At 53.1% G+C, this 26,280-nt stretch carries 24 protein-coding genes; 12 read left to right on the top strand and 12 right to left on the bottom strand.

The window, feature by feature from the left end:
• The first annotated feature begins 223 nt into the window (after nucleotides 1–223).
• The 8 genes from otnK to OGV77_RS02850 are packed head-to-tail and all read left to right on the top strand — an operon-like array spanning nucleotide 224 to nucleotide 6,978.
• Entirely contained in the window at nucleotides 224–1,480 is a 1,257-nt protein-coding gene (otnK, locus tag OGV77_RS02815) for a 3-oxo-tetronate kinase (protein WP_043015632.1), read from the top strand.
• Nucleotides 1,477–2,121: a 3-oxo-tetronate 4-phosphate decarboxylase gene (otnC, locus tag OGV77_RS02820; protein WP_047412567.1), complete on the top strand. Its 645-nt coding sequence runs from the start codon at nucleotides 1,477–1,479 to the stop codon at nucleotides 2,119–2,121. The genes otnK and otnC overlap by 4 nt, the downstream gene beginning before the upstream one ends.
• Before the next feature lie 6 nt (nucleotides 2,122–2,127).
• Nucleotides 2,128–2,937: a DeoR/GlpR family DNA-binding transcription regulator gene (locus OGV77_RS02825; RefSeq protein ID WP_170928037.1), complete on the top strand. Its 810-nt coding sequence runs from the start codon at nucleotides 2,128–2,130 to the stop codon at nucleotides 2,935–2,937.
• A complete protein-coding gene (locus OGV77_RS02830; RefSeq protein ID WP_087051542.1) occupies nucleotides 2,918–3,694 on the top strand; it encodes a hydroxypyruvate isomerase family protein in 777 nt (258 codons plus the stop codon). Before OGV77_RS02825 ends, OGV77_RS02830 begins: the two co-directional genes overlap by 20 nt.
• A 28-nt stretch (nucleotides 3,695–3,722) precedes the next feature.
• Nucleotides 3,723–4,535: a beta-keto acid cleavage family enzyme gene (locus OGV77_RS02835; protein WP_087051543.1), complete on the top strand. Its 813-nt coding sequence runs from the start codon at nucleotides 3,723–3,725 to the stop codon at nucleotides 4,533–4,535.
• A 21-nt stretch (nucleotides 4,536–4,556) separates the two neighbouring features.
• Nucleotides 4,557–5,903 carry a bile acid:sodium symporter family protein gene (locus OGV77_RS02840; RefSeq protein WP_087051545.1) on the top strand — a complete coding sequence of 449 codons (1,347 nt, stop codon included), beginning with the start codon at nucleotides 4,557–4,559 and terminating at the stop codon, nucleotides 5,901–5,903.
• Nucleotides 5,904–5,908: 5 nt separating this feature from the next.
• Complete coding sequence (locus OGV77_RS02845; RefSeq protein WP_087051546.1) at nucleotides 5,909–6,328, top strand: GlcG/HbpS family heme-binding protein; 420 nt, start codon at nucleotides 5,909–5,911, stop codon at nucleotides 6,326–6,328.
• On the top strand, nucleotides 6,325–6,978 hold the full coding sequence (locus OGV77_RS02850) for an aspartate/glutamate racemase family protein (RefSeq protein WP_087051547.1): 654 nt from the start codon (nucleotides 6,325–6,327) through the stop codon (nucleotides 6,976–6,978). The genes OGV77_RS02845 and OGV77_RS02850 overlap by 4 nt, the downstream gene beginning before the upstream one ends.
• A 98-nt stretch (nucleotides 6,979–7,076) precedes the next feature.
• On the opposite strand, the gene sucD is transcribed toward OGV77_RS02850, so the two are convergent.
• From sucD to sdhC, 8 genes are all read right to left on the bottom strand, one after another.
• Nucleotides 7,077–7,946 (bottom strand): succinate--CoA ligase subunit alpha, encoded by an 870-nt coding sequence (gene sucD, locus OGV77_RS02855; protein ID WP_003022929.1) that lies wholly within the window; start codon nucleotides 7,944–7,946, stop codon nucleotides 7,077–7,079.
• The gene (sucC, locus tag OGV77_RS02860; RefSeq protein ID WP_003022927.1) at nucleotides 7,946–9,112 is read right to left on the bottom strand and encodes an ADP-forming succinate--CoA ligase subunit beta; all 1,167 of its coding nucleotides are present in this window, start codon (nucleotides 9,110–9,112) and stop codon (nucleotides 7,946–7,948) included. Before sucC ends, sucD begins: the two co-directional genes overlap by 1 nt.
• A gap of 90 nt (nucleotides 9,113–9,202) precedes the next feature.
• Complete coding sequence (gene odhB / locus OGV77_RS02865) at nucleotides 9,203–10,426, bottom strand: 2-oxoglutarate dehydrogenase complex dihydrolipoyllysine-residue succinyltransferase (RefSeq protein ID WP_043015624.1); 1,224 nt, start codon at nucleotides 10,424–10,426, stop codon at nucleotides 9,203–9,205.
• 14 nt (nucleotides 10,427–10,440) lie between these two features.
• Nucleotides 10,441–13,242, bottom strand: coding sequence for a 2-oxoglutarate dehydrogenase E1 component (gene sucA, locus OGV77_RS02870; RefSeq protein ID WP_043015623.1), 2,802 nt, complete (start codon nucleotides 13,240–13,242; stop codon nucleotides 10,441–10,443).
• Nucleotides 13,243–13,630: 388 nt separating this feature from the next.
• On the bottom strand, nucleotides 13,631–14,347 hold the full coding sequence (gene sdhB, locus OGV77_RS02875; RefSeq protein WP_032948848.1) for a succinate dehydrogenase iron-sulfur subunit SdhB: 717 nt from the start codon (nucleotides 14,345–14,347) through the stop codon (nucleotides 13,631–13,633).
• 15 nt (nucleotides 14,348–14,362) lie between these two features.
• Nucleotides 14,363–16,129, bottom strand: coding sequence for a succinate dehydrogenase flavoprotein subunit (gene sdhA / locus OGV77_RS02880; protein ID WP_087051548.1), 1,767 nt, complete (start codon nucleotides 16,127–16,129; stop codon nucleotides 14,363–14,365).
• Nucleotides 16,129–16,476, bottom strand: coding sequence for a succinate dehydrogenase membrane anchor subunit (gene sdhD, locus OGV77_RS02885; protein ID WP_005122550.1), 348 nt, complete (start codon nucleotides 16,474–16,476; stop codon nucleotides 16,129–16,131). The genes sdhA and sdhD overlap by 1 nt, the downstream gene beginning before the upstream one ends.
• On the bottom strand, nucleotides 16,470–16,874 hold the full coding sequence (gene sdhC / locus OGV77_RS02890; protein ID WP_003831406.1) for a succinate dehydrogenase cytochrome b556 subunit: 405 nt from the start codon (nucleotides 16,872–16,874) through the stop codon (nucleotides 16,470–16,472). The genes sdhD and sdhC overlap by 7 nt, the downstream gene beginning before the upstream one ends.
• 437 nt (nucleotides 16,875–17,311) lie before the next feature.
• On the opposite strand from sdhC, the gene OGV77_RS24825 reads away from it, so the two are divergent.
• The 3 genes from OGV77_RS24825 to OGV77_RS02900 all read left to right on the top strand — a co-directional run bounded on the left by OGV77_RS24825 (nucleotide 17,312) and on the right by OGV77_RS02900 (nucleotide 20,080).
• On the top strand, nucleotides 17,312–17,365 hold the full coding sequence (locus tag OGV77_RS24825; RefSeq protein ID WP_418135082.1) for a hypothetical protein: 54 nt from the start codon (nucleotides 17,312–17,314) through the stop codon (nucleotides 17,363–17,365).
• A gap of 206 nt (nucleotides 17,366–17,571) precedes the next feature.
• Complete coding sequence (locus tag OGV77_RS02895) at nucleotides 17,572–18,855, top strand: citrate synthase (protein ID WP_043015622.1); 1,284 nt, start codon at nucleotides 17,572–17,574, stop codon at nucleotides 18,853–18,855.
• A gap of 175 nt (nucleotides 18,856–19,030) precedes the next feature.
• Nucleotides 19,031–20,080 (top strand): AbrB family transcriptional regulator, encoded by a 1,050-nt coding sequence (locus tag OGV77_RS02900; RefSeq protein WP_043015621.1) that lies wholly within the window; start codon nucleotides 19,031–19,033, stop codon nucleotides 20,078–20,080.
• A gap of 7 nt (nucleotides 20,081–20,087) precedes the next feature.
• On the opposite strand, the gene OGV77_RS02905 is transcribed toward OGV77_RS02900, so the two are convergent.
• From OGV77_RS02905 to OGV77_RS02920, 4 genes are all read right to left on the bottom strand, one after another.
• The gene (locus tag OGV77_RS02905; RefSeq protein WP_043015620.1) at nucleotides 20,088–20,876 is read right to left on the bottom strand and encodes an oligogalacturonate-specific porin KdgM family protein; all 789 of its coding nucleotides are present in this window, start codon (nucleotides 20,874–20,876) and stop codon (nucleotides 20,088–20,090) included.
• A gap of 80 nt (nucleotides 20,877–20,956) precedes the next feature.
• Entirely contained in the window at nucleotides 20,957–22,147 is a 1,191-nt protein-coding gene (locus OGV77_RS02910) for a glycoside hydrolase family 88 protein (RefSeq protein ID WP_043015619.1), read from the bottom strand.
• A gap of 21 nt (nucleotides 22,148–22,168) precedes the next feature.
• Complete coding sequence (locus tag OGV77_RS02915) at nucleotides 22,169–23,434, bottom strand: oligosaccharide MFS transporter (protein ID WP_043015618.1); 1,266 nt, start codon at nucleotides 23,432–23,434, stop codon at nucleotides 22,169–22,171.
• Between the two features lie 24 nt (nucleotides 23,435–23,458).
• Nucleotides 23,459–25,240, bottom strand: coding sequence for a DUF2264 domain-containing protein (locus tag OGV77_RS02920; protein WP_170928038.1), 1,782 nt, complete (start codon nucleotides 25,238–25,240; stop codon nucleotides 23,459–23,461).
• Nucleotides 25,241–25,431: 191 nt separating this feature from the next.
• Here OGV77_RS02920 and OGV77_RS02925 point away from each other — a divergent pair, with 191 nt between their 5' ends.
• Nucleotides 25,432–26,280, top strand: a complete 849-nt coding sequence (locus tag OGV77_RS02925) for an AraC family transcriptional regulator (RefSeq protein WP_087051551.1) — start codon at nucleotides 25,432–25,434, stop codon at nucleotides 26,278–26,280.

The raw sequence follows: 26,280 nt of genomic DNA on the forward strand, positions 1-26,280 counted from the left end.
GTTGCACACCGCTGACTTCACTTTCTCAAAGATTAACGAATCTTCACACTCTCTTGTGAGACTCTTTTCGCAACACTCAACATCTATCTCTATTATTTTCAATAGATTACTCATTTTTACTGTGAATCAATGATGTGCTTATTTGTGATAATCATCATGTGAATGTGAAAGGCCCTCCTGAATAATATGTTCAATTAGCAAACAATCTGAACGGAGTTGATCCATGGCCGTCACCACAGGCGTTATCGCCGATGATTTCACCGGCGCAACGGACATTGCAAGCTTTATGGCGCAGCAGGGGTGGCGCGTTGCGCTATTGCCCGGAATGCCTGATCCCGCTCAATGCTGGAATGAAGAGGTTGACGCTATCGTCATCTCGCTAAAAAGCCGCTCTTTACCCGCAGAACAGGCCGTCGCACAGTCTCTGTCCTGTGCCCGCTGGCTGAAACAAAAGGCAGGCGTCCGCCAGATCTATTTTAAATATTGTTCAACGTTTGACTCCACGCCAACAGGCAACATTGGACCAGTCAGCGATGCGTTGATGAACGACCTGCAGACTCCTGTGATCGTCCACTGCCCCGCCCTGCCGCAAAACGGGCGCACGGTGGTGCACGGCCATCTTTTTGTAAACGGCGTACTGCTTAACGAGTCCGGAATGGAAAAGCATCCGCTCAATCCCATGACCGATGCCAGCCTGCCGCGCCTGCTGAGCGCGCAAACGCCAGGCGCGGTTGGCTGCATCAACCTCAGGACGCTGCATCAAGGTGTGGAAGCGGTCACTAACGCTCTGGCCCAACTTCAGGCTGAAGGTATGCGTCACATTATCGTCGATACGCTGGATGAAGCAGATCTCAACACGCTGGCGCAAGCACTCCATGCCAGTCCTCTGTTAGCCGGGGGCTCCGGGCTTGGCGGCGCGCTGGCCGCCTGCGCCAGAGGTCAGCAACCCCAGCCGTCGGACGCTTTTCCACTGCCTGCCAAAACGGTGGTGTTCTCCGGTAGTTGCTCGGCGATGAGCAATCGTCAGGTTACTCGTTATAAGACCGCGGCAGCATCTCGAGTGCTCGATGTCGCTCGCTGCCTGTCTGGTGCAGAACGCTACACCGATGAACTGTGTGCCTGGACGATGACGCATATCAACGACCCATTCGCGCCGATGATATACGCCACCCAACCGCCAGACGTACTCACACGCATTCAACAGGAGTACGGCGAACAGGCTGCCAGCCAGGCAATCGAACACGCTTTTGCCCGACTGAGCGCCAGGCTACAGGCTGCAGGTGTAAACACCTTTATTGTCGCAGGCGGAGAAACATCCGGCACCGTGGTGGAAGCCTTGCAGGTGAAGCGTCTTTCCGTTGGCAAAGCCATCGCGCCAGGCGTGCCGTGGGTCTTTTCTTCCGGTCTGGCGCTGGCGCTGAAGTCAGGCAACTTTGGTGACGAAGATTTCTTTTTTACTGCCCAGGAGTACGCATTATGAATCCGGTGAGTGAACACCAACTGCGCGAACTACTCGTCCATTATGGCCGTTCCCTGTTTATGCGCGGCTACAGTAGCGGCGGTTCCGGCAATCTCAGCGCCAAACTGCCGGATGGAGGCTATCTGGTGACCCCGACCAACTCCTGTCTGGGCGAGCTTAATCCGGCCACGCTAAGTCGGCTTGATGCCAACGGCGTTCATCTCAGCGGTGACAAACCCTCAAAAGAGGTGCCCATGCATCTGGCGTGGTATCGGCATCGCCCATCCTGCGGCGCGGTCGTGCACCTGCATTCTCCATGGCTGACCGCGCTCTCCTGTCTGCCGTGCACCACGCCGAAAAACTGTCTGCCGCCATTAACGCCGTACTACGTGATGCGCGTCGGGCAGTTGCCGCTGCTGCCTTATTTCAAGCCAGGCCATGAAGGTATTGCCAGCGCGCTGAGTGAAATTGCAGCAGACCATACGGCAGCGCTGCTGGCCAATCACGGGCCGGTAGTAAGCGGTCGCTCGCTGCGTGAGGCAGTGTTTAACGCCGAGGAGCTGGAAGACAGCGCCCGCATCTGGCTGACGTTAAAACCGCTCGGCTATGTTCCGCTCTCAGAAGAGGCGGTGGCCGAACTTGAACATTCCCGACAAGCGTGAGGTGAGATGATGATCCCCGAGCAACGACGTGATTTTATCTACCGCTACGTGCACGAAAAAAATGCCGCCTCATTTAATGAACTGGCAGATTTGATGAGCGTGTCGCATATGACCGTGCGCCGCGACATTCAATTGCTGGAAGAAGAAGGCAAAGTTATCGCCATTAACGGCGGTGTGAAGCTCAACAACCTGTTGAAATCGGAACTGCCATGGCGGGAAAAAGCCGAGTTGAATCATGACGTGAAGCGCAAAATGGGCCAGCTTGCCGCAATGCTCATTGAGCCCGGACAAACGCTGTATCTGGATGCCGGAACGTCGTTGTTTGAAGTGGCGAAAGCGGTCGCCGCCAGCCACTGTTTCAATCTGACGGTAGTCACCAACGATTTTTCCATCAGCCACTATTTGATGGATATGCCGCACATTACGCTCTATCACACCGGCGGTCTGGTGGATCAACGTAACCGCTCATGTCTTGGAAAAAGCGCCGCCAGTTTTCTGCGTACCATTAATATTGACGTGGCGTTTCTGAGCTCCTCGTCATGGGATACCGAACGCGGTATGTCGACACCGAGTGAAGGGAAAGCCTCGGTCAAAGAAGCGGTGCTCACCGTCTCCCGGCGTCGGGTGTTGGTCTGCGACAGCAGTAAGTTTGGCAAATACGGCATGTTTCACATCTGCGGTCTGCAGCAGTTGACCGACATTATTTCTGATAACCGGTTACCGGAAAACGCTCAGCAAACTATTGCCAGTCAGGGCGTTAAGCTGCATCTGGTTGATGGCCGGGAGGGTGCGCGCCATGCTGAAGTTAGCGGCTAATCTAGACTGGTTGTTTACAGATTTACCGATAGCGGCGCGATTTGCGGCGGCGCAGGCGGCCGGTTTTCGCGGCGTAGAAGGGCTGTTTCTCTGGCAGCACCCGCTGGAGCATTTGCGAGCCGCTCAGCGGGAAACATCCCTGCCGGTGGTGCTGATGAACGCCCCGGCTGGCAACTGGGCGCAAGGTGAACGAGGGCTGGCCGCACAGCCCGATCGAGACAAAGAATTTCGCCATAGCCTGAACGTAGCGCGCGATTATGCCACGGCGCTGGGCTGTCGCCGGGTTCACGTTATGGCCGGCTTGCGCTGCGACGACCTGACGCTACACGCCCAGCGCGATCTCCTGACGAACCGGCTGCGCATCGCCTGCGATGTGATGGCAGACGCGGAAATCGATGTACTGATTGAACCATTAAATTCGCAGGATATGCCCGGTTATTTTATTGACAGCTTTCCGCTGGCCGAGTCAATTATTCACGAAGTTGCCAGGAAAAATATCGGCTTACAGTTTGATATTTACCACTGTCAGAAAATTCATGGCAACGTGGCGAAAAATATCGAACGCTATTTTACCCTTATTAAACATTTTCAAATCGCTTCTGTTCCTTATCGTCATGAACCGGGAACCGGGGAATTAAATGAAACATGGTTATTTGATTTTATAAGAAAAATGAATTACCAGGACTGGATTGGCTGTGAATATCAACCGTCAACATCAGGGTCCGACTCATTAAACTGGATGACGCCTTACCTATAATTTTAATATCTCTGTACCGGAGGAAAAAATGTCGGATACTGTTATTATTTCGCTGGCACCTGTTGCCGCGGATTGCCCCAGAGTTATACCCGAAGAACTGGCGCAGGAAATACTCGCCAGCGTAGAACATGGCGCGTCCATCGTGCATTTACACGTTCGCGATAAACAAGGACGCCTGACACCAGATACTACCGACTTTCAGGCAACCATCGACCGCGTCATGCGCCATTCGGACCTGATTATTCAGGCTTCTACCGGCGGCGTCTCTTCAATGTCCATCGCCGAACGCTGCGCGCCACTGGACTGCCCCGGCGTGGAAATGGCTTCGCTGAACGTCGGTTCCGTCAACCTTGGTGATGCGGTGTACTTTAATCCCGCTCCGGATGTGGAATATTGTTCCCGGCAAATAACCGAACGCCATATTATTCCAGAGTTTGAAGTTTTTGAAATCGGCATGATTAATAACATCCTGACGCTTGAAGATAAAATTAAATTTCAAAAACCCATGCTCTTTAATATCGTTCTCGGTCACCGCGGCAGTACGCCTGCTACCGTTGACGCATTAATTGCTCTGCGTAGCATGATCCCACGAGACGCCTTATGGGGAATTACCCATTTTGGCAGAAAGAATTTCGATATTATCGCTGCTGCCGTCGCTATGGGGGCCAGTGAAGTGCGAATCGGCTTTGAAGATAGTTATTATTTAAGCACCGAAGAAAAAGCGCAGCATAATTATCAGCAGGTCGCCAAACTCGCTACGCTCATTCAGAGTATGGATAAAAAAGTCGCAACACCGGAAATTGCGCGGCGCATGTTATCTATTCCTCCCCGGCAGCAATAACAACAGCAAGGACATTTCAACATGACTATGACCACTGTTATTCACAAAACCGGACTCGGCGTCAGCGTTGCGGGCGCGGCGCTGGCGATTATCGGCGCACTCATCCAGTCCGCGGCCCTGTGGCAGCCGGGGCTGGTGATGTTCACCGCCGGATTCGCCGCCGGTGCAGGCTACTGGCCTGGTTTACGCAGCTATCAGTTTACGCTGTGGATCATCGCCGGTTTTGTTGCCGCCATGACCTGGTCTACGGATCTGATCGTCTGGGGCGGTTTCAATATCACCCATAAATGGATCGTGTTCCTCGTGATTCAGGCCACCATGTTCAGCATGGGCACTAAGCTAACGATCCAGGATTTTATTGATGTCGCCAAAATGCCGTGGGCCGTGTTTATCGGTACCTTCTGCCATTTCGTGATCATGCCCCTGCTCGGCCTGACCATCACTCTGGTATTCAATTTTCCGCCTGAAGTCGCGGTAGGCATTTTATTGATTGGCGCTTGCCCCAGCGGTCTCTCGTCGACGGTGATGGTTTACATCGCCAACGCCAACCTCGCGCTGGCGGTGTCAATCGCCGCCGTCTCAACGCTGGCGGCAACGGTGATGACGCCGCTGTGGGTTAATCTGCTGGCGGGTTCGATGATCGATATCCAGCTCACCGCGATGGTGATGGACGTGGTGAAAATCGTATTAATTCCCATCGGCGCGGCAATTCTGCATGACTATCTGAAAACCTATGCAGGCGTACGCGGTCGCCGTGTTGTGCAGGTGCTTGCCGGGATCGGCGCACTTTGGCTGCTGTATATGATTGCCGGCGGCTGGGACGCGCTGTTTGGTCACGCCAGCGCCGAAGCGCAGATGTACGCGGTAGTCCTCAACTTCATGGCAGGCGGTCTCGTCTGGGCATTGTTCTACAACTGGCTGTATGGCCGCGTGGCGGGCGTGAAGAAGGTCATGCCAACCATCTCAATGATGGGGATCATTTTCTTTACCACCACCGCAGCCGCAGCCGGACGCGACAACCTGGTACAGGTCGGCTTCCTGCTCTGCTTCGCCATGTTGATGCACAACCTCGGTGGTTTCCTGATTGGCTATCTGATGAGTCGCTGGATCTTCCGCATGGACGTGCAGTCTGCCCGTACCGTGGCCTTTGAAGTCGGACTGCAAAACGGCGGTATGGCGTCCGGGCTTGCCGCGGCGATGGGCAAACTGGCAACCGTTGGCCTCGCATCAGCGGTGATGACACCGCTGGGCAACGTTAGCGGCTCGCTGCTCGCCAACTACTGGCGCAAAAAAGACGCCAGACAGGCGCAGGCAGCTGCAGCCAAAGATCCCGTTCAACCCGCTTGCGAAAATCTGTCGAAAGGATAATCACGATGAAAACTCTCACTCTGGGACACGCCCTGCGCGCCGTAACCTGTGCGCTAGAGCTTGCCGAAACATGTTACGCAAATCGCCCATTAAGCGTGGCCGTATGCGATACCAATGGAGAACTGCTTAGCTTTGCGCGGATGGATAACGCCAAACTGTTAACCATCGAGTTAGCCCAGCGTAAAGCGCGCACCAGTAGCCGCCTGGGTTGCACAACGCAGGCATTTTTACAGCGTCTGCAGAAAGAGCAACTGGATATTGGCTATTTTGCCGACCCGCGTTTTACAGCGCTGCCGGGCGGGATCCCGATTCTGCACCAGGGGAAATGCCTCGGAGCCGTCGCGGTAGGCGGTTTATCCGCACAGGAAGATCATGATGCGGCGCTGGCCGTCGCGGAAACGTTACTCAAGGAGATTGCCCAATGAAAAAAGTCGCCATGCTGCATACCAGTGCAGCCACGCTTGCGATGATGCAACAACTGATCGCCGACATTATGCCGGACGTGGAAGTTATGCACCTGGTTGAAGAATCCATGATCAAGCAGGTAATGAAGGCCCAGGGCGTGACGCCAGATATTGCCGCTCGTATCGCCGACTATGTGCATATTGCTGAAAAGGCGGACTGCGATATCTTTATTACCGCCTGTTCCTCAATTGGTACTGCGGTGGAACAATGCCAGTTTATGACCCCACTCCAGCTCGCGCGCATTGACTGCGCGATGGTGGAAGAGGCGATTGAAAAAGGCGAGCGGATCGCCGTGCTGGCTACCGTCGCCACCACGCTGAAGCCGACGCTGGATTACGTGCAGCGCAAAGTCCAACAGAGCGGTCAGCAGCGCACTATCACGCCGATATTAATGGAAGACGCCTTCCATGCGCTGTTAGCGGGAGATATGGACACCCATGACCGTATCGTCAGTGAAGGATTACAGAGCGCCTTTAGCCAGGCGGATGTCGTGATGCTGGCGCAGGCCTCGATGGCGCGGGTGTTACAGCAGCTCCCTGCCCCGCCGGTACCGGTAATGACCTCACCGGAAAGCGGCATTCGCTGGCTGAAGGCGCTGGCGGAAAGCTGAGTTACGGGCAAAAAAAAGGCCATCATCAGATGGCCAACCATGTCGAAACGGGACCAGCCCTTGACTATGCAGAGAGTCAGGGCTGTTTTTTTTAGTTCTTACTTAATAACGGTTTTCAGCGCTTCGCCGATATCGGCCAGGCTACGAACAGTTTTCACGCCTGCGGCTTCCAGCGCAGCAAATTTCTCATCCGCCGTACCTTTACCACCTGCGATGATTGCCCCCGCGTGGCCCATACGTTTGCCTTTCGGCGCGGTAACGCCAGCGATGTAGCCCACAACCGGCTTGGTCACGTGATCTTTGATATAAGCCGCCGCTTCTTCTTCCGCGCTGCCGCCGATCTCACCGATCATGACGATCGCTTCAGTCTGCGGATCTTCCTGGAACAGCTTCAGGATGTCGATGAAGTTAGAGCCAGGGATCGGGTCGCCGCCGATGCCCACACAGGTAGACTGGCCGAAACCGTAGTCGGTGGTCTGCTTAACCGCTTCATAGGTCAGCGTACCGGAACGGGAAACGATGCCCACTTTACCCGGCTTATGAATGTGGCCCGGCATGATGCCGATTTTGCATTCGCCCGGGGTGATAACGCCTGGGCAGTTCGGGCCGATCATGCGCACGCCGGCTTCATCGAGCTTCACTTTCACGGTCAGCATATCCAGCGTCGGGATGCCTTCGGTGATGGTGATAATCAACTTAATGCCCGCATCAATCGCTTCCAGAATGGAGTCTTTGCAGAACGGTGCCGGAACGTAGATAACGGTGGCGGTGGCACCGGTCGCTTCTACCGCTTCACGTACGGTGTTAAACACCGGCAGCCCCAGGTGCGTGGTGCCGCCTTTGCCAGGCGTTACACCGCCGACCATTTGTGTACCGTAAGCAATCGCTTGTTCAGAGTGGAATGTCCCCTGGCTACCGGTGAAGCCCTGGCAGATAACCTTGGTATCTTTATTAATTAAAACTGACATTATTTCCCCTCCACTGCGGCAACAACCTGCTGAGCTGCATCCGTCAGACTTTTCGCTGCAATAATATTCAGGCCGCTATCAGCCAGTTTTTTCGCGCCGAGTTCAGCGTTGTTACCTTCCAGACGGACCACGACCGGAACGTTAACGCCCACTTCTGCTACCGCGCCGATGATACCGTCAGCGATCAGGTCGCAACGTACGATACCGCCGAAGATGTTAACCAGTACGGCTTTAACATTGTCGTCAGAGAGAATAATTTTGAACGCTTCGGTTACACGCTCTTTGGTCGCACCGCCGCCCACGTCGAGGAAGTTAGCCGGTTCGCCGCCGTGCAGCTTAACGATGTCCATGGTGCCCATTGCCAGGCCCGCGCCGTTAACCATACAACCGATGTTGCCGTCCAGCGCAACGTAGTTCAGTTCCCACTGTGCAGCCTGCGCTTCACGCGGATCTTCCTGAGACTGGTCGCGCATTTCACGCAGATCAGCCTGGCGGAACAGCGCGTTGCCGTCAGCGCCCAGTTTGCCGTCGAGGCAGATCAGGTCACCCTGTTTGGTCACCACCAGCGGGTTAATTTCGATCAGCGCCAGGTCGCGCTCCAGGAAGATAGTCGCCAGACCCATGAAGATCTTGGTGAACTGCTGAACCTGTTTACCTTCCAGGCCCAGTTTGAACGCCAGCTCACGGCCCTGGTAAGGCATAGGACCTGCCAGCGGATCGAGCGCCACTTTGTGGATCAGGTGCGGGGTTTCTTCCGCCACTTTTTCGATTTCCACGCCGCCTTCGGTGGAGGCCATGAAGACCACGCGACGGGAGCTACGGTCAACAACTGCGCCGAGGTAGAGTTCTTTACCAATGTCGGTCGCGGCTTCAACCAGAATCTGATTTACCGGTTGACCATGGGCGTCTGTCTGGTAAGTAACCAGACGTTTACCCAGCCAGTGCTCAGCAAAAGCGCGAATGTCTTCTTTGCTGTTTACCACCTTCACACCGCCCGCTTTACCACGGCCACCAGCGTGAACCTGACATTTCACTACCCACGGGCCTGCGCCAATTTTTGATGCAGCTTCTTCGGCTTCACGCGGAGTAGTACAGGCATAACCCACCGGTGCCGGTAAGCCATAGCGGGCAAAAAGTTGTTTTGCCTGATATTCATGTAAGTTCATGTGTTCTGTCCATCCTTCAGGTAATCGTTATCTTTTACCCGTAGGCCTGATAAGCGTCCAGACCTACGGGGCAGGTGATACTCTTATTAACTACACGTCCAGCAGCAGACGCGTTGGATCTTCCAGCAACTCTTTAATGGTTACCAGGAAGCCCACTGACTCACGACCATCGATCAGACGGTGGTCATAAGACAGCGCCAGATACATCATCGGCAGGATTTCAACCTTGCCGTCTACGGCCATCGGACGATCTTTGATGGCATGCATACCCAGGATGGCGCTCTGCGGTGGGTTGATGATCGGCGTAGACATCAAGGAACCGAACACGCCACCGTTAGTGATGGTGAAGTTACCGCCCGTCAGATCTTCGACCGTCAGCTTGCCGTCGCGACCTTTAACTGCCAGTTCTTTGATATTTTTCTCGATATCAGCCATACCCAGCAGATCCACATCACGCAGGACCGGCGTGACCAGGCCACGCGGCGTGGAAACCGCCATGCTGACATCAAAGTAGTTGTGGTAAACCACGTCATCGCCGTCGATGGACGCGTTCACTTCCGGATAGCGTTTCAGCGCTTCAACGACCGCTTTCACGTAGAAAGACATAAAGCCCAGACGGATACCGTGGCGTTTTTCGAACGCGTCGCCGTACTGCTTACGCAGATCCATGATTGGCTTCATGTTGACTTCGTTGAACGTGGTCAGCATGGCGGTGGAGTTTTTCGCTTCCAGCAGACGCTCGGCTACGCGTTTGCGCAGACGGGTCATCGGAACACGTTTTTCACCACGAGCGCCCAGCGCAGGCTGTGCGGCTGGTGCTGCTGCCGGTGCTTTTGCTTCTGCTTTCGCAGCCGGAGCTTTGGCCAGATGTTTTTCAACATCTTCACGGGTGATACGACCGCCAACGCCGGTGCCGTTGATAGCGCTGGCTTCGAGGTTATGCTCACCCAGCAGGCGACGGATCGCCGGGCTCAGGGCATCGTTATTCTGCTCAGCAAGAGATGCCTGCTGGCGCTGCGCCGGGGTAGAATCTTTTTCTTCAGACTTGGCACTGGTCTCTTTACCGGTGCTGTTGCCTTCACGCAGGCGACCGAGGATCTGGCGAGAAGTGACGGTCGTCCCTTCATCTTCCAGAACCGCATCAAGAATACCGTCCGCTGATGCCGGTACTTCCAGTACCACTTTGTCAGTTTCGATTTCTACCAGTACTTCATCACGACGTACTGCATCGCCCGGTTTTTTGTGCCAGGTTGCAACCGTTGCATCCGCTACGGATTCAGGCAGGTCGGGAACAAGAATATCTACGCTACTCATTATTTATCCTTTATTTAATCGACGTTCAGCGCGTCATTAACCAGATCTTGCTGCTGCTTCTGGTGAACAGACATATATCCTACTGCCGGAGAGGCAGAGGCCGGGCGACCTGCATAACGCAGAGCTGACCCAAATGGAATTACTTCACGGAAATGATGCTGGCTGCAGTACCATGCGCCCTGGTTGAGCGGCTCTTCCTGGCACCAGACAAAATCATGTACATGAGCAAACGGTTTCAGCGCTTCCTGCACCGCTTTATGCGGGAACGGATAGAGCTGTTCGATGCGCACAATGGCGACATCTTTTTGGTCGTTTTTGCGGCGTTGCTCCAGCAGGTCGTAATAAACCTTACCAGAACACATCACGACACGCTTCACGCCTTTAGGGTCAAGTTCATCGACTTCGCCAATAGCTGGCAGGAAGGCGCCATTTGCCAGTTCGTCCAGCGTAGACACCGCCAGCGGATGACGCAGCAGCGACTTCGGTGACATCACCACCAGCGGACGGCGCATACCGCGCAGCGCCTGACGACGCAGCATGTGGTAAACCTGTGCCGGGGTAGACGGGACGCAAACCTGCATGTTTTGCTCAGCGCAAAGTTGCAGATAACGTTCCAGACGCGCGGAGGAGTGCTCCGGCCCCTGACCTTCATAGCCGTGCGGCAGCAGCATAACCAGACCACACATACGGCCCCATTTCTGCTCGCCGGAAGAGATGAACTGGTCGATAACCACCTGCGCACCGTTGGCGAAGTCGCCGAACTGCGCTTCCCAGATGGTCAGCGTACGCGGTTCTGCGGTGGCATAACCGTACTCGAACGCTAACACGGCTTCTTCAGACAGTACTGAGTCCCATACGCGGAACGTGCCCTGTCCGTTATGCACATGCTGCAGCGGCGTGTAGGTTGAACCGTTCGCCTGGTTGTGAATCACCGCGTGACGGTGGAAGAAGGTTCCGCGACCGGAATCTTCACCCGACAGACGAACCGGAATGCCTTCGTCGACCAGCGTGGCGTAGGCCAGATTCTCTGCGCCGCCCCAGTCGAACAGCTTCTCGCCTGCGGCCATGGCCTGACGGTCGCCGTAAATTTTGGCAACACGCGACTGCATTTCAACCGCTTCAGGCACGGTGCTGATGCGTTTTGCCAGCTCCTGCAGACGCTTCATCTCAACTTTGTTCGGGTAGTTTTCATCCCACTCATGGTTGAGGTACGGCGACCAGGTGAAGGAGTGCATATTCATTGGACGCCACTCTTTCACCACGCATTCACCAGCATCCAGCGCGTCACGATACAGATTGACCATTTCGGTCGCATCTTCCAGTGTGGCGACGTTGTCCGCTTCCAGCTTGTCAGCGTAGATTTTACGCGGGGTCGGATGCTTTTTGATTTTCTGATACATCAGCGGCTGGGTTGCGCTCGGCTCGTCAGCTTCGTTGTGGCCGTGACGGCGGTAGCACACCAGATCGATGAAGACATCGCGTTTAAAGGTATTACGGAAATCCAGCGCCAGACGCGTCACGAAAGCGACCGCTTCCGGGTCATCCGCGTTGACGTGGAAAATAGGCGCCTGAACCATCTTACCGATGTCGGTGCAGTATGGTGTGGAACGCGCATCCAGCGGGTTAGAGGTAGTAAAGCCCACCTGGTTGTTGATGACTATGCGAACGGTACCGCCCACTTCGTAACCACGCGCTTTCGACATGTTCAGGGTTTCCTGAACTACGCCCTGCCCGGTAACTGCCGCGTCACCGTGAATGGTGATTGGCAGGACTTTATTGCTGCTCGGCTCGTCCAGCCTGTCCAGACGTGCGCGTACGGAACCGATAACCACCGGGCTAACGATTTCCAGGTGCGATGGGTTAAACGCCAGCGCCAAATGCACCAGACCGCCTTCGGTTTCGATATCCGATGAGAAGCCCATGTGGTACTTCACGTCGCCAGTGCCGAGGTGTTCTTTATGTTTGCCCGCAAATTCGTCGAACAGTTCCTGCGGGCGTTTGCCCAGTACGTTAACCAGCACGTTCAGGCGACCACGGTGCGCCATGCCCAGCACCACTTCACGGGTACCGCTGTTACCAGCGTGGCGGATCATCTCTTTGAGCATTGGGATTAACGCATCACCGCCTTCCAGCGAGAAGCGTTTTGCGCCCGGGAACTTAGCGCCCAGGTAGCGTTCCAGACCTTCTGCTGCGGTCAGTTCGCTAAGGAAGCGTTTTTTCTCTTCACTACTGAACGCGGCACGGCCAGACTCGATACGCTGCTGAAGCCAGCGTTTTTCTTCGGTGCTGGTGATGTGCATATACTCGGCGCCAATCGGGCCGCAGTAGGTTTGTTTCAGCGCGACAACCAGGTCGCTCAGCTTCATCGTGTCTTTGCCGCCGGCAAAAGAACCTACGTTAAAGCTTTCCTGGAAATCCGCATCGGTAAGATCGTGGAAGGAAGGATCCAGATCGGCCACATTTTCTTGCTGCCACAGTCCCAGCGGATCGAGATTCGCATGCTGATGACCGCGGAAACGATAGGCGTTAATGAGCTGCAGGACTTTAACCTGCTTCACATTGGCATCAGGGTCGGAAATAGAAGAAGAGTAACGTGGGGTAATCAACGCCTGTCGACGGAAATAATCACGTGTTTTTGAGTGGAGTTGATCCGGTTTGACTCCGGTACCAGGTAACTGCTGGAACGTCGAACGCCAGTTAGCATCTACCGAGTCAGGGTCGGTTAAGAAGTCTTCATAGAGCTGTTCTATCCAGCTCTGGTTAGAACCAGAGAGGTAAGAAGAGTCCAACCAGGCTTTCAAAGCGCTGTTCTGCATCGTGATCCCTTAAGCATCTTTTCTGCTTATTTAATACTCTAAATAGATCACGTTTCAGGAAGGCGGCAAGCTTGCGAATCCCCGGGAGCTTACATCCAGTAAGTGACCGGGGTGAGCAAGTGCAGCCAACGCACATGCAACGTGATCTATGACGAGTATTTCGCCGTGGATACTACCACGCACACCGATGTGCGTGCCGGGGTTCACTTGCGAGCTCTTTTTATTTGGCTCGCGAAGGAACCTTTAAAAACTGTCAGAGATAAGAGGCAGTTTTTAGAGGTTTCCTGCACTTATATTGCCTGATGGCGCTTAGCTTATCAGGCCTACGGGATTTCACCTGTAGGCCGGATAAGACGCTACGTCGCCATCCGGCAACCACTACAACAACTTACGCACTACGTTTGAGCAGCATCGACTTAATATGGCCGATGGCGCGCGTCGGGTTCAGCCCTTTCGGACATACGCTGACGCAGTTCATGATGCTATGGCAGCGGAATACGCTGAAAGCGTCACTTAAACCTTCCAGGCGGCTGTCGGTCTCGGTATCGCGGCTATCAATTAAGAAGCGATACGCTGCCAGCAGGCCTGCCGGGCCAATAAACTTGTCCGGGTTCCACCAGAATGATGGGCAGGACGTTGAGCAGCATGCACACAAAATACATTCATACAGCCCATCGAGCTTCTCACGCTGCTCAGGCATTTGTAAATGCTCACGAGCCGGCGGATTTTTCCCATTATTCAACAAGTAAGGCTTAATCTTCTCATACTGTGCGTAGAATTGCCCCATGTCTACCACCAAATCGCGCACAACCGGTAAACCTGGCAGCGGGCGAATGACAATTTTCTTGCCCGGCTGATTCAGCGCAGAAATAGGTGTGATACAGGCCAGTCCATTTTTGCCGTTCATGTTCAGACCGTCGGAGCCACAAACCCCTTCACGGCAGGAGCGACGAAACGACAGCGACGGATCTTTTTCTTTCAACTGCATCAATGCATCCAGCAGCATCATGTCGCGCCCTTCTTCCGCCTCCAGGGTGTAATCCTGCATGTGCGGAGCGTCGTCAACATCCGGGTTATAGCGATAAACTGAAAACTCGAGTTTCATTGTCCTGTCTCCGCATTAATAAGTACGAATCTTCGGCGGGAATGCCGGGCGCAGCTTCGGTTCCATATTGACTTGACGTCGCGTCATGGATTCCGACTCTGGCAGGTACAGGGAATGGCACAGCCAGTTTTCATCATCACGTTCCGGGAAGTCGAAGCGGCTATGCGCGCCACGGCTTTCGGTACGGAAGTTTGCAGATACTGCAGTGGCGTACGCGGTCTCCATCAGGTTATCCAGCTCCAGACACTCAACGCGCTGGGTGTTGAACTCGCTGGAGGTATCGTCCAGGCGGGCATTTTTCAGACGTTCGCGGATCGCTTTCAGCTCTTCCAGACCTTTCGCCATCGCATCGCCTTCGCGGAATACCGAGAAGTTGTGCTGCATACATTCCTGCAGCGCTTTGCGAATTGCCACCGGGTCTTCACCGTTGCGGTTACCGTTCCAGCGATTCAGACGCGCCAGAGAAGCATCGATTTCATCTTCGGTCGCATCCAGCAGGTCACCCTGCTCAGCGATAGATTCCTGCAGATGCAGCCCCACCGCACGACCAAATACCACCAGGTCCAGCAGCGAGTTGCCGCCCAGACGGTTGGCGCCGTGAACCGACACGCACGCGATTTCGCCGACAGCAAACAGCCCCGGGATCACCACATCTTTGCCCTGTTCGTTTACAGTCAGCGCCTGGCCAGTCACTTTGGTCGGAATACCGCCCATCATATAGTGGCAGGTTGGGATAACCGGAATCGGCTCTTTGACCGGGTCAACGTGAGCAAAGGTACGAGACAGTTCGAGAATGCCCGGCAGACGGGATTCCAGCACTTCTTTACCCAGGTGGTCGAGTTTCAATTTGGCATGCGGACCCCACGGGCCGTCGCAGCCGCGACCTTCACGGATTTCGATCATGATGGAACGCGCCACCACGTCACGACCCGCCAGGTCTTTCGCGTTCGGGGCATAACGCTCCATAAAGCGCTCGCCGTGTTTGTTCAGCAGGTAGCCACCTTCACCACGGCAGCCTTCTGTTACCAGAACGCCTGCGCCGGCGATGCCGGTTGGGTGAAACTGCCACATCTCCATATCCTGCACCGGCACGCCAGCGCGGATAGCCATACCCACGCCGTCACCGGTGTTGATGTGGGCATTGGTGGTGGACTGATAAATACGGCCAGCACCGCCGGTCGCCAGCACGGTTGCGCGGGCTTTGAAGTAAACCACTTCACCGGTTTCGATACACAGCGCGGTACAACCGACAACGGCGCCATCGGCGTTTTTCACCAGGTCCAGCGCATACCACTCGGAGAAAATTGTGGTGTGGTTTTTCAGGTTCTGCTGATACAGCGTGTGCAACAGCGCATGACCGGTACGGTCTGCCGCTGCCGCGGTACGTGCCGCCTGCTCGCCGCCGAAGTTCTTCGACTGGCCGCCAAACGGACGTTGATAAATTGTGCCATTGTCGAGGCGAGAGAACGGCAGCCCCATGTGGTCCAGCTCCAGAATCGCTTCCGGACCGGTTTTACACATATATTCAATAGCGTCCTGGTCACCAATGTAGTCCGACCCTTTAACGGTGTCGTACATGTGCCATTCCCAGTTATCTTCATGGGTATTACCGAGCGCAACGGTGATGCCACCTTGTGCGGATACGGTATGGGAACGGGTTGGGAACACTTTGGAGAGCAGCGCACAGGTCTGACCGCTCTGGGAAATTTGCAGCGCCGCGCGCATACCTGCGCCGCCGGCACCAATCACAACAGCATCAAATTCTCTGACTGGCAGTTTCATTACACACCCCACACCACAACAAATCCATAAATGACGTAAACCACCAGCGCAACGACGATAGCCAGTTGCAGAATCAGGCGCACAGCCAGAGGTTTAACGTAGTCGGTCAACACCTGCCACATGCCGATCCAGGCATGAATCAAGATGGAGAAAAGTGCCAGCAGGGTGAAGACTTTGGTGAATGCCGATGAGAAGAAACCGGTCCAGACTTCAAACGTCAGCTCGCCGCTGGTGGCGAAGAAGCCGACCATATAGATGATGTATAACGTCAGAACGATAGCGGTAGCACGGACCAGAATGAAGTCATGTACGCCGTTGCGTCCTAATGCGGAGGCGTTGCTTACCATACGAGGACTCCTGCGAGAAGTGAAAGCACGACAATGATAACGAAACAAATTTTGGCGGAGCGTGTCCCTGCTTCGAGGGTTTCTTCGATATAGCCAAAATCCATCAACAGATGGCGAATGCCCATTACGGCGTGATATGCCAGCGCAATCAGGATCCCCCACAGAATTAACTCCACAAAGAAGTTATTCATAATGGATGACGCGGTGAGGAAACCTTCAGGGGAGGAAAGGCTGGTACCCAATAACCACAACAGAATCCCGACCGCCACGAAGGTGATCACTCCGGATACGCGATGGAGAATGGACGCTATCGCCGTGATTGGGAACCGGATCGTTTGCAGATCCAGATTGACAGGTCTTTGTTTTTTCACATTTCTTATCATGAATAACGCCCACATGCTGTTCTTATTATTCCCTTTGGACTTCGGGTACAGAAGATGAAGACACCTGTAGCCTGAAAGACGACGGGATTTCCTTCCTCCGGTCTGCGTGCGGGTCAGACAGCGTCCTTACTATAACTACGCGTCATATAAAACACTGCTTCCAGATGCTAAAACGACACGATACAACGCTGGTTGGCTCGGGATTGCAGGGTATTCCGGAGACCTGGCGGCAGTATAGGACGTTCACAAAATCATTACAATTAACCTACATATAGTTTGTCGGGTTTTATCCCGAACAGTGACATAGGTCACGATAACAACATTATTTTAATTTTTAATCATCTGATTTGACAATCATTAAACAAAGTTGTTACAAACGACACCAGAAAAAGCATATAATGCGTAAAAGTTATGGGGTCACTCTTTCACCGGAGATTTAGTTATGTAACAGTGTGGAAGTATTGACCAATACCGTCAGGACAGTTATTAGTGATAGACAGGTTTAATAATTCGGATTGCTAAGTTCTTGATTTGCAGTTTATTCGCCATGAAAAGACCGTTTTACCTGCAAGCGCCCATAGCTCTGTACCCAGGTCATCCCCTCTTTCGCAGAGCGGCGAGCCAAATAACAAACTGGTAACGGTTTATTGATGTACGAAGGCAGATTTAAGTTCCGGCAGTCTTAAGCAATAAGGCGCTAAGGAGACCGTAAATGGCTGATACTAAAGCAAAACTCACTCTAAATGGTGACGCTGCTATTGAACTGGATGTGCTGAAAGGTACGCTCGGTCAAGATGTTATTGATATTCGTAGCCTTGGCTCAAAAGGGATGTTTACTTTTGACCCAGGTTTCACCTCTACCGCATCCTGCGAATCCAAAATTACTTTCATTGATGGTGACGAAGGTATTTTGCTGCATCGCGGCTTCCCGATTGATCAGTTGGCGACCGAGTCTAACTATCTGGAAGTGTGTTACATCCTGCTGTACGGTGAAAAACCGACGCAGGAAGAGTACGACGAGTTCAAAACCACAGTCACTCGCCATACCATGATCCACGAGCAGATCACCCGTCTGTTCCACGGTTTCCGCCGCGACTCTCACCCGATGGCCGTTATGTGCGGTGTTACCGGGGCGCTGGCTGCGTTCTACCACGACTCGCTGGATGTGAATAATCCACGTCACCGTGAAATCGCCGCTTTCCGTCTGCTGTCCAAAATGCCAACCATGGCAGCAATGTGTTATAAATATTCCATTGGACAGCCGTTCGTGTACCCGCGTAATGACCTCTCTTACGCCGGTAACTTCCTGAACATGATGTTCTCCACGCCGTGCGAAAAATACGAAGTCAATCCGATTCTGGAACGCGCAATGGACCGTATCTTAATCCTGCACGCTGACCACGAACAGAACGCCTCAACCTCTACCGTACGTACCGCGGGTTCTTCTGGCGCTAACCCGTTTGCCTGCATCGCGGCCGGTATTGCTTCCCTGTGGGGACCGGCACACGGCGGCGCAAACGAAGCTGCGCTGAAAATGCTGGAAGAAATCAGCTCTGTTAAACACATTCCGGAATTTGTTCGCCGCGCGAAAGACAAGAATGATTCCTTCCGCCTGATGGGCTTTGGTCACCGTGTTTACAAAAACTATGACCCACGCGCTACCGTCATGCGTGAAACCTGCCACGAAGTGCTGAAAGAATTGGGCACCAAAGACGATCTGCTGGAAGTGGCGATGGAACTTGAGCACATTGCGCTCAACGACCCGTACTTCATCGAGAAGAAACTCTACCCGAACGTAGACTTCTACTCCGGCATCATCCTGAAAGCGATGGGTATTCCGTCCTCCATGTTCACCGTTATCTTCGCCATGGCGCGTACCGTTGGCTGGATTGCGCACTGGAACGAAATGCACACCGACGGCATGAAAATCGCTCGTCCGCGTCAGCTGTACACCGGCTACGACAAGCGTGATTTTAAGTCTGATATTAAGCGTTAATTGTCTGCCGGACGGCGCCAACGCCTGTCCGGCTTTCAGCTATTAATTCTCCCGGGTCGGATAAGGCAGTAACGCCAGAATCCGACCTGTTTTTTCTTGATCCACATTATTTTATTCTCATCGCGCTTTCTCTATGATTTACTGAGATTTCCGTCATTTCACTCAGGAGCATGGGATGCCTGTTTTGCAGTGGAGCCTGTTGTTTCTGCTATCGCTCCTTCTTTCCCTGCTCTTTCTGTTTATCCATCTTCCAGGACCATTGCTGCTCGGTTCGATGATCGTCGGCATCATCTTCAGTATGCGCGGCATTTCGCTGCACCCTCCCCGCTGCACATTTCTTGGTGCGCAGGCGATTCTCGGCTGTATGATTGCCCAAAATCTAACCGGTTCAATCTTCACAACCCTTGCGGCCCACTGGCCGATGGTGATTGTTATCCTGCTGGCGACCCTTATCAGCAGTGCGGTAATCGGCTGGCTGCTGGTGCGCTACAGTAATCTACCGGGGAACACCGGCGCGTGGGGTTCTTCACCTGGCGGCGCGGCGGCGATGGTCGCGATGGCCCAGGAATTTGGCGCCGACATCCGGCTGGTGGCGTTTATGCAGTATCTGCGCGTGCTATTGGTGGTCGGGGCAGCAGCGCTGGTCACCCGATTGATGATGGGCGATCAGGCGCAGGCGGTCAGTGAACAAATCGTCTGGTTTCCGCCACTGAGCGGTAATCTGTTCAGTACCCTGGCACTGGCCGCCGTTGCCGGTATAGCCGGGCGCTTACTGCGCATCCCCTCAGGCGCGATGTTGCTGCCTATGCTGGCAGGCGCACTGCTGAATGCCAGTGGCGTAATAGTGATTGAACTGCCGGAATGGCTGCTGGCAATAGCTTATATGGCCATCGGCTGGCAAATCGGCCTTGGCTTTGACAAGCAGATTTTCTTAACGGCGTTGCGCCCCTTACCGCAGATCCTGTTGTCCATTTTTTCACTGATGGCGATCTGCGCCGCTATGGCCTGGGGGCTGGCGCATTACATGCAGATAGATTTTCTCACCGCCTATCTGGCGACTAGTCCCGGTGGGGTGGATTCTGTTGCGGTGATTGCCGCAGGGAGTCACGCCGATATGGCGTTGATCATGGCGATGCAAACCCTGCGGCTGTTCAGCATTTTATTAACCGGCCCGGCGGTGGCGCGGTTTATTTCAGTGCACGCGCCAAAGCAATTATCATCGTAAGCCGGAATTAGTTTAAGTTATATTTAAACCCTACCCTGATTTGATATTCATTTTTTGTATCATCACCATCTTTGTATTTATCAAGATAGCCTAATTCAAAAAATGGATAAAACCGCGGTGTGGCATGGAAATTAAATACAAAGTTATGCTGCAGAGTATGATTCTTGCCGTTAGCATACTCAAATTTATCGCCATGGGTTTTACTGTAATACGTTGGATTATATTGCACCCAGAAGTTTGGCGTAAAATACTTGGTTAAATAAATATCAACGCGGTGCTCTGAAGAGTCATCCCAGTCGCCTTGCAACGTTTCGCTGTCATGGTTTTGATGGTTATATCGGTAGCGTAGTACAGCCCCCAGCGTTGGGTCAAAATGATAGCCAATACCAATATAAGGGTCGACACGTGAACCTGCAGACTCCCAGTGAAACACCACGCCGGGCTCAAGCCAGAAGTCACTATCACCCAGAGCAAAAGGCTTGTTAAACTCGGCTTCCTGATAGCTGCTTTTCCACTGGTCCATATTTTTACCAAGATCGGCATCGGTTTCAAAACTCCAGTACATGCTTTTAAATATACTGTCTGAGTCCTGTACCACCCCGGTTAACATTAATCGCTGCAAAAAACCTTTGCTGGCCGTACGGTACTGCGTACGCGGTGCAAAATACACGGTAGTAAAGGGTGTCGATTTCGCCTGAGGGGCAGTAGTCGTATTATTTTCCGTGGCCATAGCGCCAGTTACAGGCATGACCAGTGCAGCCATTAATATGGCTGCATTAATATTATTGCTTTTCATTATATTTTCCTCGCCGTACAGAGATAAAATCCCCCCCTGCTAAATCAATAGCCTGAATATTTAACCGAGGGAGCGGAATATTACCAGTAACTTTTCCAGCAGGATATTGCACGGGTCATCGCTTCCATCAGGAAATAATCCCCCCACGCGCAGCACTCATCCACACCGACGTTACCTTTAAAATAATAAACAGAGTGTTTTAATAATCCTTCGCCTGCTTCATGCGCAGCATTTAGATAATCATCAAGCATTCGCGCAATCATCCTTAATGCCAACGCTTCATAACTTTCACGTTCCGGATGGGTTGCCGGTAGCTGTTTTACCAGCTCCAGCAGCGCGCAGGCGAGAATCGCGCTGGCAGAGCTATCCCTTTCACTGTTGGGATCGGTAAGCGCCAAATCCCAATAACAGATAAGATCTTCCGGCAAACGATTAATAAAGTAATTTGCCAGCGTCTGGCTCAGTTCCAGAAGCCGCTCATCTCCGGTATAGAGATAATTCAGCAGAAAGCCATAAACACCCCATGCCTGCCCGCGCGACCAGCAGGAATCATCGGAAAAACCCTGATGCGTATTGCCAAACCGCGGTTCCCCGGTGCGCACATCCATATAGTACGTATGAAACGTTGAGCCGTCCTCGCGCACAATATAACGTCGCGCCTGCTCTATATGATTTTTCGCCGCTTCAGCATAGCGTGGATCGCCGGTGCTGGCGCTTGCCTGATACAGCAAGGGCAGATTCATATTGCAGTCTATAATCATCCTGCCCTGCTGCTCCGGATTATCCAGTTCGCCCCACGCCTGAATAATGCCGCATTTCTCGTGATAGCGTTCCATCAGCACTTCTGCCGCCTGCTGCGCGATATAAGTCGCCTCGCGATTGCCGGTTAGTTTATTGGCCGCTATACATGAAAGGCTGTACAGAAAACCCAGATCGTGGTGATTGGTATGATCCCTACTGGCAATACGTTCGCCAAAAGAACGGACATGTTGTTCGGCCAACGTACGATACGCATCATTACGCGTCCATTCCCACGCCAGCCACAGCTGGCCAGTCCAGAAACTGGTGGTCCATTCCTGATTATCGATAATTGGGTAGCGACCATTTTCACATGCCGCATCCGGAAAACGCGTGCCAAAATAATCGCTGTTACGATCGATAGCAGATAAAATGACCGGTAAAGCGCGGCGAATCTTCTGCGCAATAGCAGCGCGCTCGCCGCTTCGCAGGACAACAGGAACGATCGGTTCTTTACGGATAGTCACAGACATAATTCTCTCGTTTTCTTCACTTTAATGGGTGGCTTCTTGCCCATGGACAGGGGCTGCAGTGTTTTTTTTGTGCTGATAGCAAGTAGAAAGCGTGATGGCGGAGATTCCGGTAAATACCAGAGCAACCACGCCCATAATCAGATAGGTATGCTCAAAACCAATTTTTTGGTAGGCATAGCCGGCGGGCGGTGCCACGACAATAGAACCGACGTAAATCATGGCCTGATAGCCCAACAGGTACATCGTGGCGTTAACGCGTTTGTCGAAATGTTCGGCAATGTATTTGAAGACCGACACCAGAATCAGGGCGATTTCAATCCCATACAAAGGCTTCACCAGGCAGATGATCAGCGGATCGTTAGTTACTCCGGAAATAATCAAACGCAGACTGATCACAAGACCGGTCAGGATCATCCCCTGCTTAGCGCCTATGCGGTTAATAATGGCAGGCACCAGCATCATGCCGAAAAACTCTGCGGCTGACTGCGCGGTACTCATGTAGCCAAACATGGCGTTGCCTTCTTCTTTAGTGCTAAAGAAGGTGACGAAATAGCGAGAGAACTGCTGTTCGGCAATAAACATCATCCATGCCACTCCCGCGATATACAGCGCAAAGGTCCAGAATTTCTTATTGCGCAGCAACTCGAACACATCGCCAATGACAATCTTCTCTTTCGACAGGACGTCATTCTCTTCCTGGCCAAAGTGATCAACTTTCAGCGTCAGCAGAACCGCAAACATGCACAGCGCGGAAACGCTACTGATTACAAAGTTGATTTTGGGCGAAATATTGTAGAGATACCCAGAGAATGAAGACGCCGTTGCCCATCCCAGCGCGGCCCACATGCGGATCCGGCCAAACTCCATCGCGTACAAACGGCTGAAGCGGTCAACATAGGACTCTTCCGCCGCCACCCCCGCATACCAGCCGAGGCTGAAAAAAAGCGCACCGACGATCATCCCGCTGATAAAATGCGTTTGTAATAGCGGCAGGTAACACCAGATGAAAAATGGCGCCATCAGGGCCGAAACGAGGCAGACAAAATAGAGCAGATGTTTTTTCATGCCCATTTTGTCCATGATGTAACCGTAAACAGGTTTGATAACTACCGCAAAAACGCCGTTCACGGCAAATACCGTGCCGATCTCCACACCATCCAACCCGGCTTTATCTCCCAGCCAGATAGCGTACAGGCCAAAGCTGGCCGCCCAGGTAAAGGTAAACAGAAATACAAACAGACTCAGTTTGATGTAAGCCGAGCGCGTCGACTGAACAGGGTTAGTCATTATTTTTCTCCGCACATGCGTCAGTTATATGATTTCCAGCGTTTTCACACCCAGCGTTAGCACCTGATTCTCACGGTCGAACGCCATTGCTGCCGCAGGTGACAGCGAGGAAAACGATGTGGCGTTGACGGCGCAGGCCAGCCAGTGCGTGCCCGGCGTAAGCGTGCTACGAAGACAGGGGATCTCCCCCGGTGATGCATACAGAATGTTGCTGTTGGGTGGCGTTGTGACGACCTCCGGTTGACGCTCTGCCAACAGATCGGTTATCTGGCATACGCCGGAGCTGGCACGAAGCGTGACCCCGTGCGGTGCAGTTTTGGTATCGATGAGTTGATGCCGGTTAAGCGCGAATCCCCCCTCGACACAGTCAAGCTGGCGCGCAGTTTCAACGCGATGAATGCGAATATGTCCTTGCTGAAACGGGATTAGCCAGGTCGTGACGATGACGTTTGACCACGGGTGCCAACGGCTTCGGATTAACGCATCCGTCATTTCAACAGCGTCGCACTCACGACGTCCACGCCAGTAGTTATCCTGTTCGCTGAACACCAGCATCGAATCACAGGCAGCATGGTTCAGACCATAATGACCGCGCTCCAGGGTAAAACCGAAGTGGCTGGAGTAAGCAAATTTGCCGTATTTGGCATCGAAATTGACAAAGTTATTGCGGTCGTACTGCCCGGACATCAGCATCCAGGCGTGTCGGTTTGCATCATCATGAACGATAAATTGTCCGGCTTCCTTTATCGGATGAATCGGCTCAGGTTCAGGCAACGGGGCTGACTCGGCTTGCCAGAATGCGCTCTGTTCCGGCAGCGCCAGAATCAGCAACGCCTTACATGCCCACCAGGGTGAGCATGGGCTGTTGTAGTCTTCGGTCATCACCAGATTCGGGTAGGTATATCCCAGCGTGAATAAACCATCCGGGCCAATGAAAGGCTGCGCTAACCACCAGTCGAGGTGGCGTAAAATCACGCCTTTGACGACAGGGATCGTAAAGACATCCAACCCTGTCCAGACGACGGCGCTCCAGAACGCAACCTGAACAAAACGGTAAGTCAGGCTGCGGCCAAACGGAATTGCATCCCCGTCACAGGTAAAGTAATAGATGTAATCCCTGGCAAACTGACGCGCGCGCTGGCGATAGCGCAGGCAACGTTCAGGATCAGCGTCCTGCATAAGATGGCTGTACAGCAAACTGTAAAAATGAAACCCGCTGGAGATATAGTAATCGCGCGGTTTACCTGCACCGTCGGAATACCAGCCGTTACCAAGCCAGAATGGCTCAATCGCGTTCAGATGCTTATCAATGACCATCATGTCATAGTGGCGTCCGACACATTTAAGACCGACCTGCACCAATACCGGGAAGAAGTGCCAGTTATTATCCGGGATTTGGATATCAGCACTTTGTCGTAACCAGCGCTCCAGATTATCCTGCTCATCGGCGGTTAACGCATCCCATAATCCGGTATTCGGCAGCGCCAGCGCTACGCCAAAGGCAGCCATTTCCACGCAGCGCTGATCGTTATCGACCAGATTACCCCAATAGTTTGGATGTTCGGGGTCACAGCCATGGCGAATACCGCGAATAAAAGCCTCACGATACTCACCCGCGTCTCCTGCGCTTAACAGCGGTGAAAGGATCCATAACAGACGTGCAAACCCCTCCATACCGGCGATGTCCATTGGATATTGTGCGGACGTTTCGCCCACGTCCAAACGCGTGTTATCGCATGAGAGATGAGGAATGGCTGATGCCAACCATTGCCGCGCCTTTTCTGCATACTCTTGCCTTGCTCGCATAATGAAACCTCGTTTCATTTGATGAAGTATTGGGCGCATAATAAGGATTTGAGCTGACATACAAATGTGATAATCGTCGTATTTCCACACAACGCTGGTGATGAAGTACAACATTCATCTGCATTTTGCGGAGAAAATTCGATTACAGTGATAAAAACTTAAGTATGTTCACATGAACAGGCGAGACATAAATGCAGCGGACGGAAGACAGTAGTTATCTTGAGCATATAAACCTCAACGACAAGTCGATTTACTTTAATCGTATGAAGGATATGCCAGCCAACTACTATCACTGGCACCAGTGTGTGGAGATATTGTCGGTTTCTCAGGGAGTAGGCATCGCGCTTATGGAGCACCAACAGTACACCGTCAAACCCGGGCGTATTTTTATTTTCCCGCCGGGAAAGTTGCATAAAGTGTTTGTCGAACAGGATGCACGTAATATTTATCACCGCACAACGCTGCACTTTAATGCTCCACAAATTGAGCAGTACCTGCGGGATTTTCCTCGGCAGCAAATGCTACTGCGTCAGCTGTGCGCCAGGGGAGAGAAAGCACGGGTGTTTGACGTCGGTGACGTTCAACCGGTGATTGAAACGTTGCTGAGCCGTTTTGAAGAACAGCTCAAAAGTCAGACCTTCAGCATCAGCGACAGCGCATTTCTGGTGATGCAGCTCATTAGCCTGCTGCCACATCAGGCGCAGGCCACGGGACAAAATACATTTTCGGTCAGCATTATCCGCTGGATCGAAACACACTTTCACAAGCGCTGCTCGCTGGAAGATATCGCCAGCGAGATGGGGTGCTCGCGGGGCCATGCCTCCCGCCGTTTTCACGAAGAGACCGGCGGTACCATTCAGGAATACCTGATGATGCGCCGCATTCGTCAGGCCTGCGAACTGCTGTTACATACCAATAGCTCGGTACGCGATATTGCTGCTCAGGTTGGTTTCTCCGAATACGCCTGGTTTATTACCTGTTTTCGCAAAAACATGGGTAAAACCCCGCTGCAATATCGCAAAACGTATGCTTCGGTATAG

It is taken from the genome of Citrobacter sp. Ce129 (genome assembly GCF_030334545.1).
Classification (GTDB): domain Bacteria; phylum Pseudomonadota; class Gammaproteobacteria; order Enterobacterales; family Enterobacteriaceae; genus Citrobacter; species Citrobacter europaeus.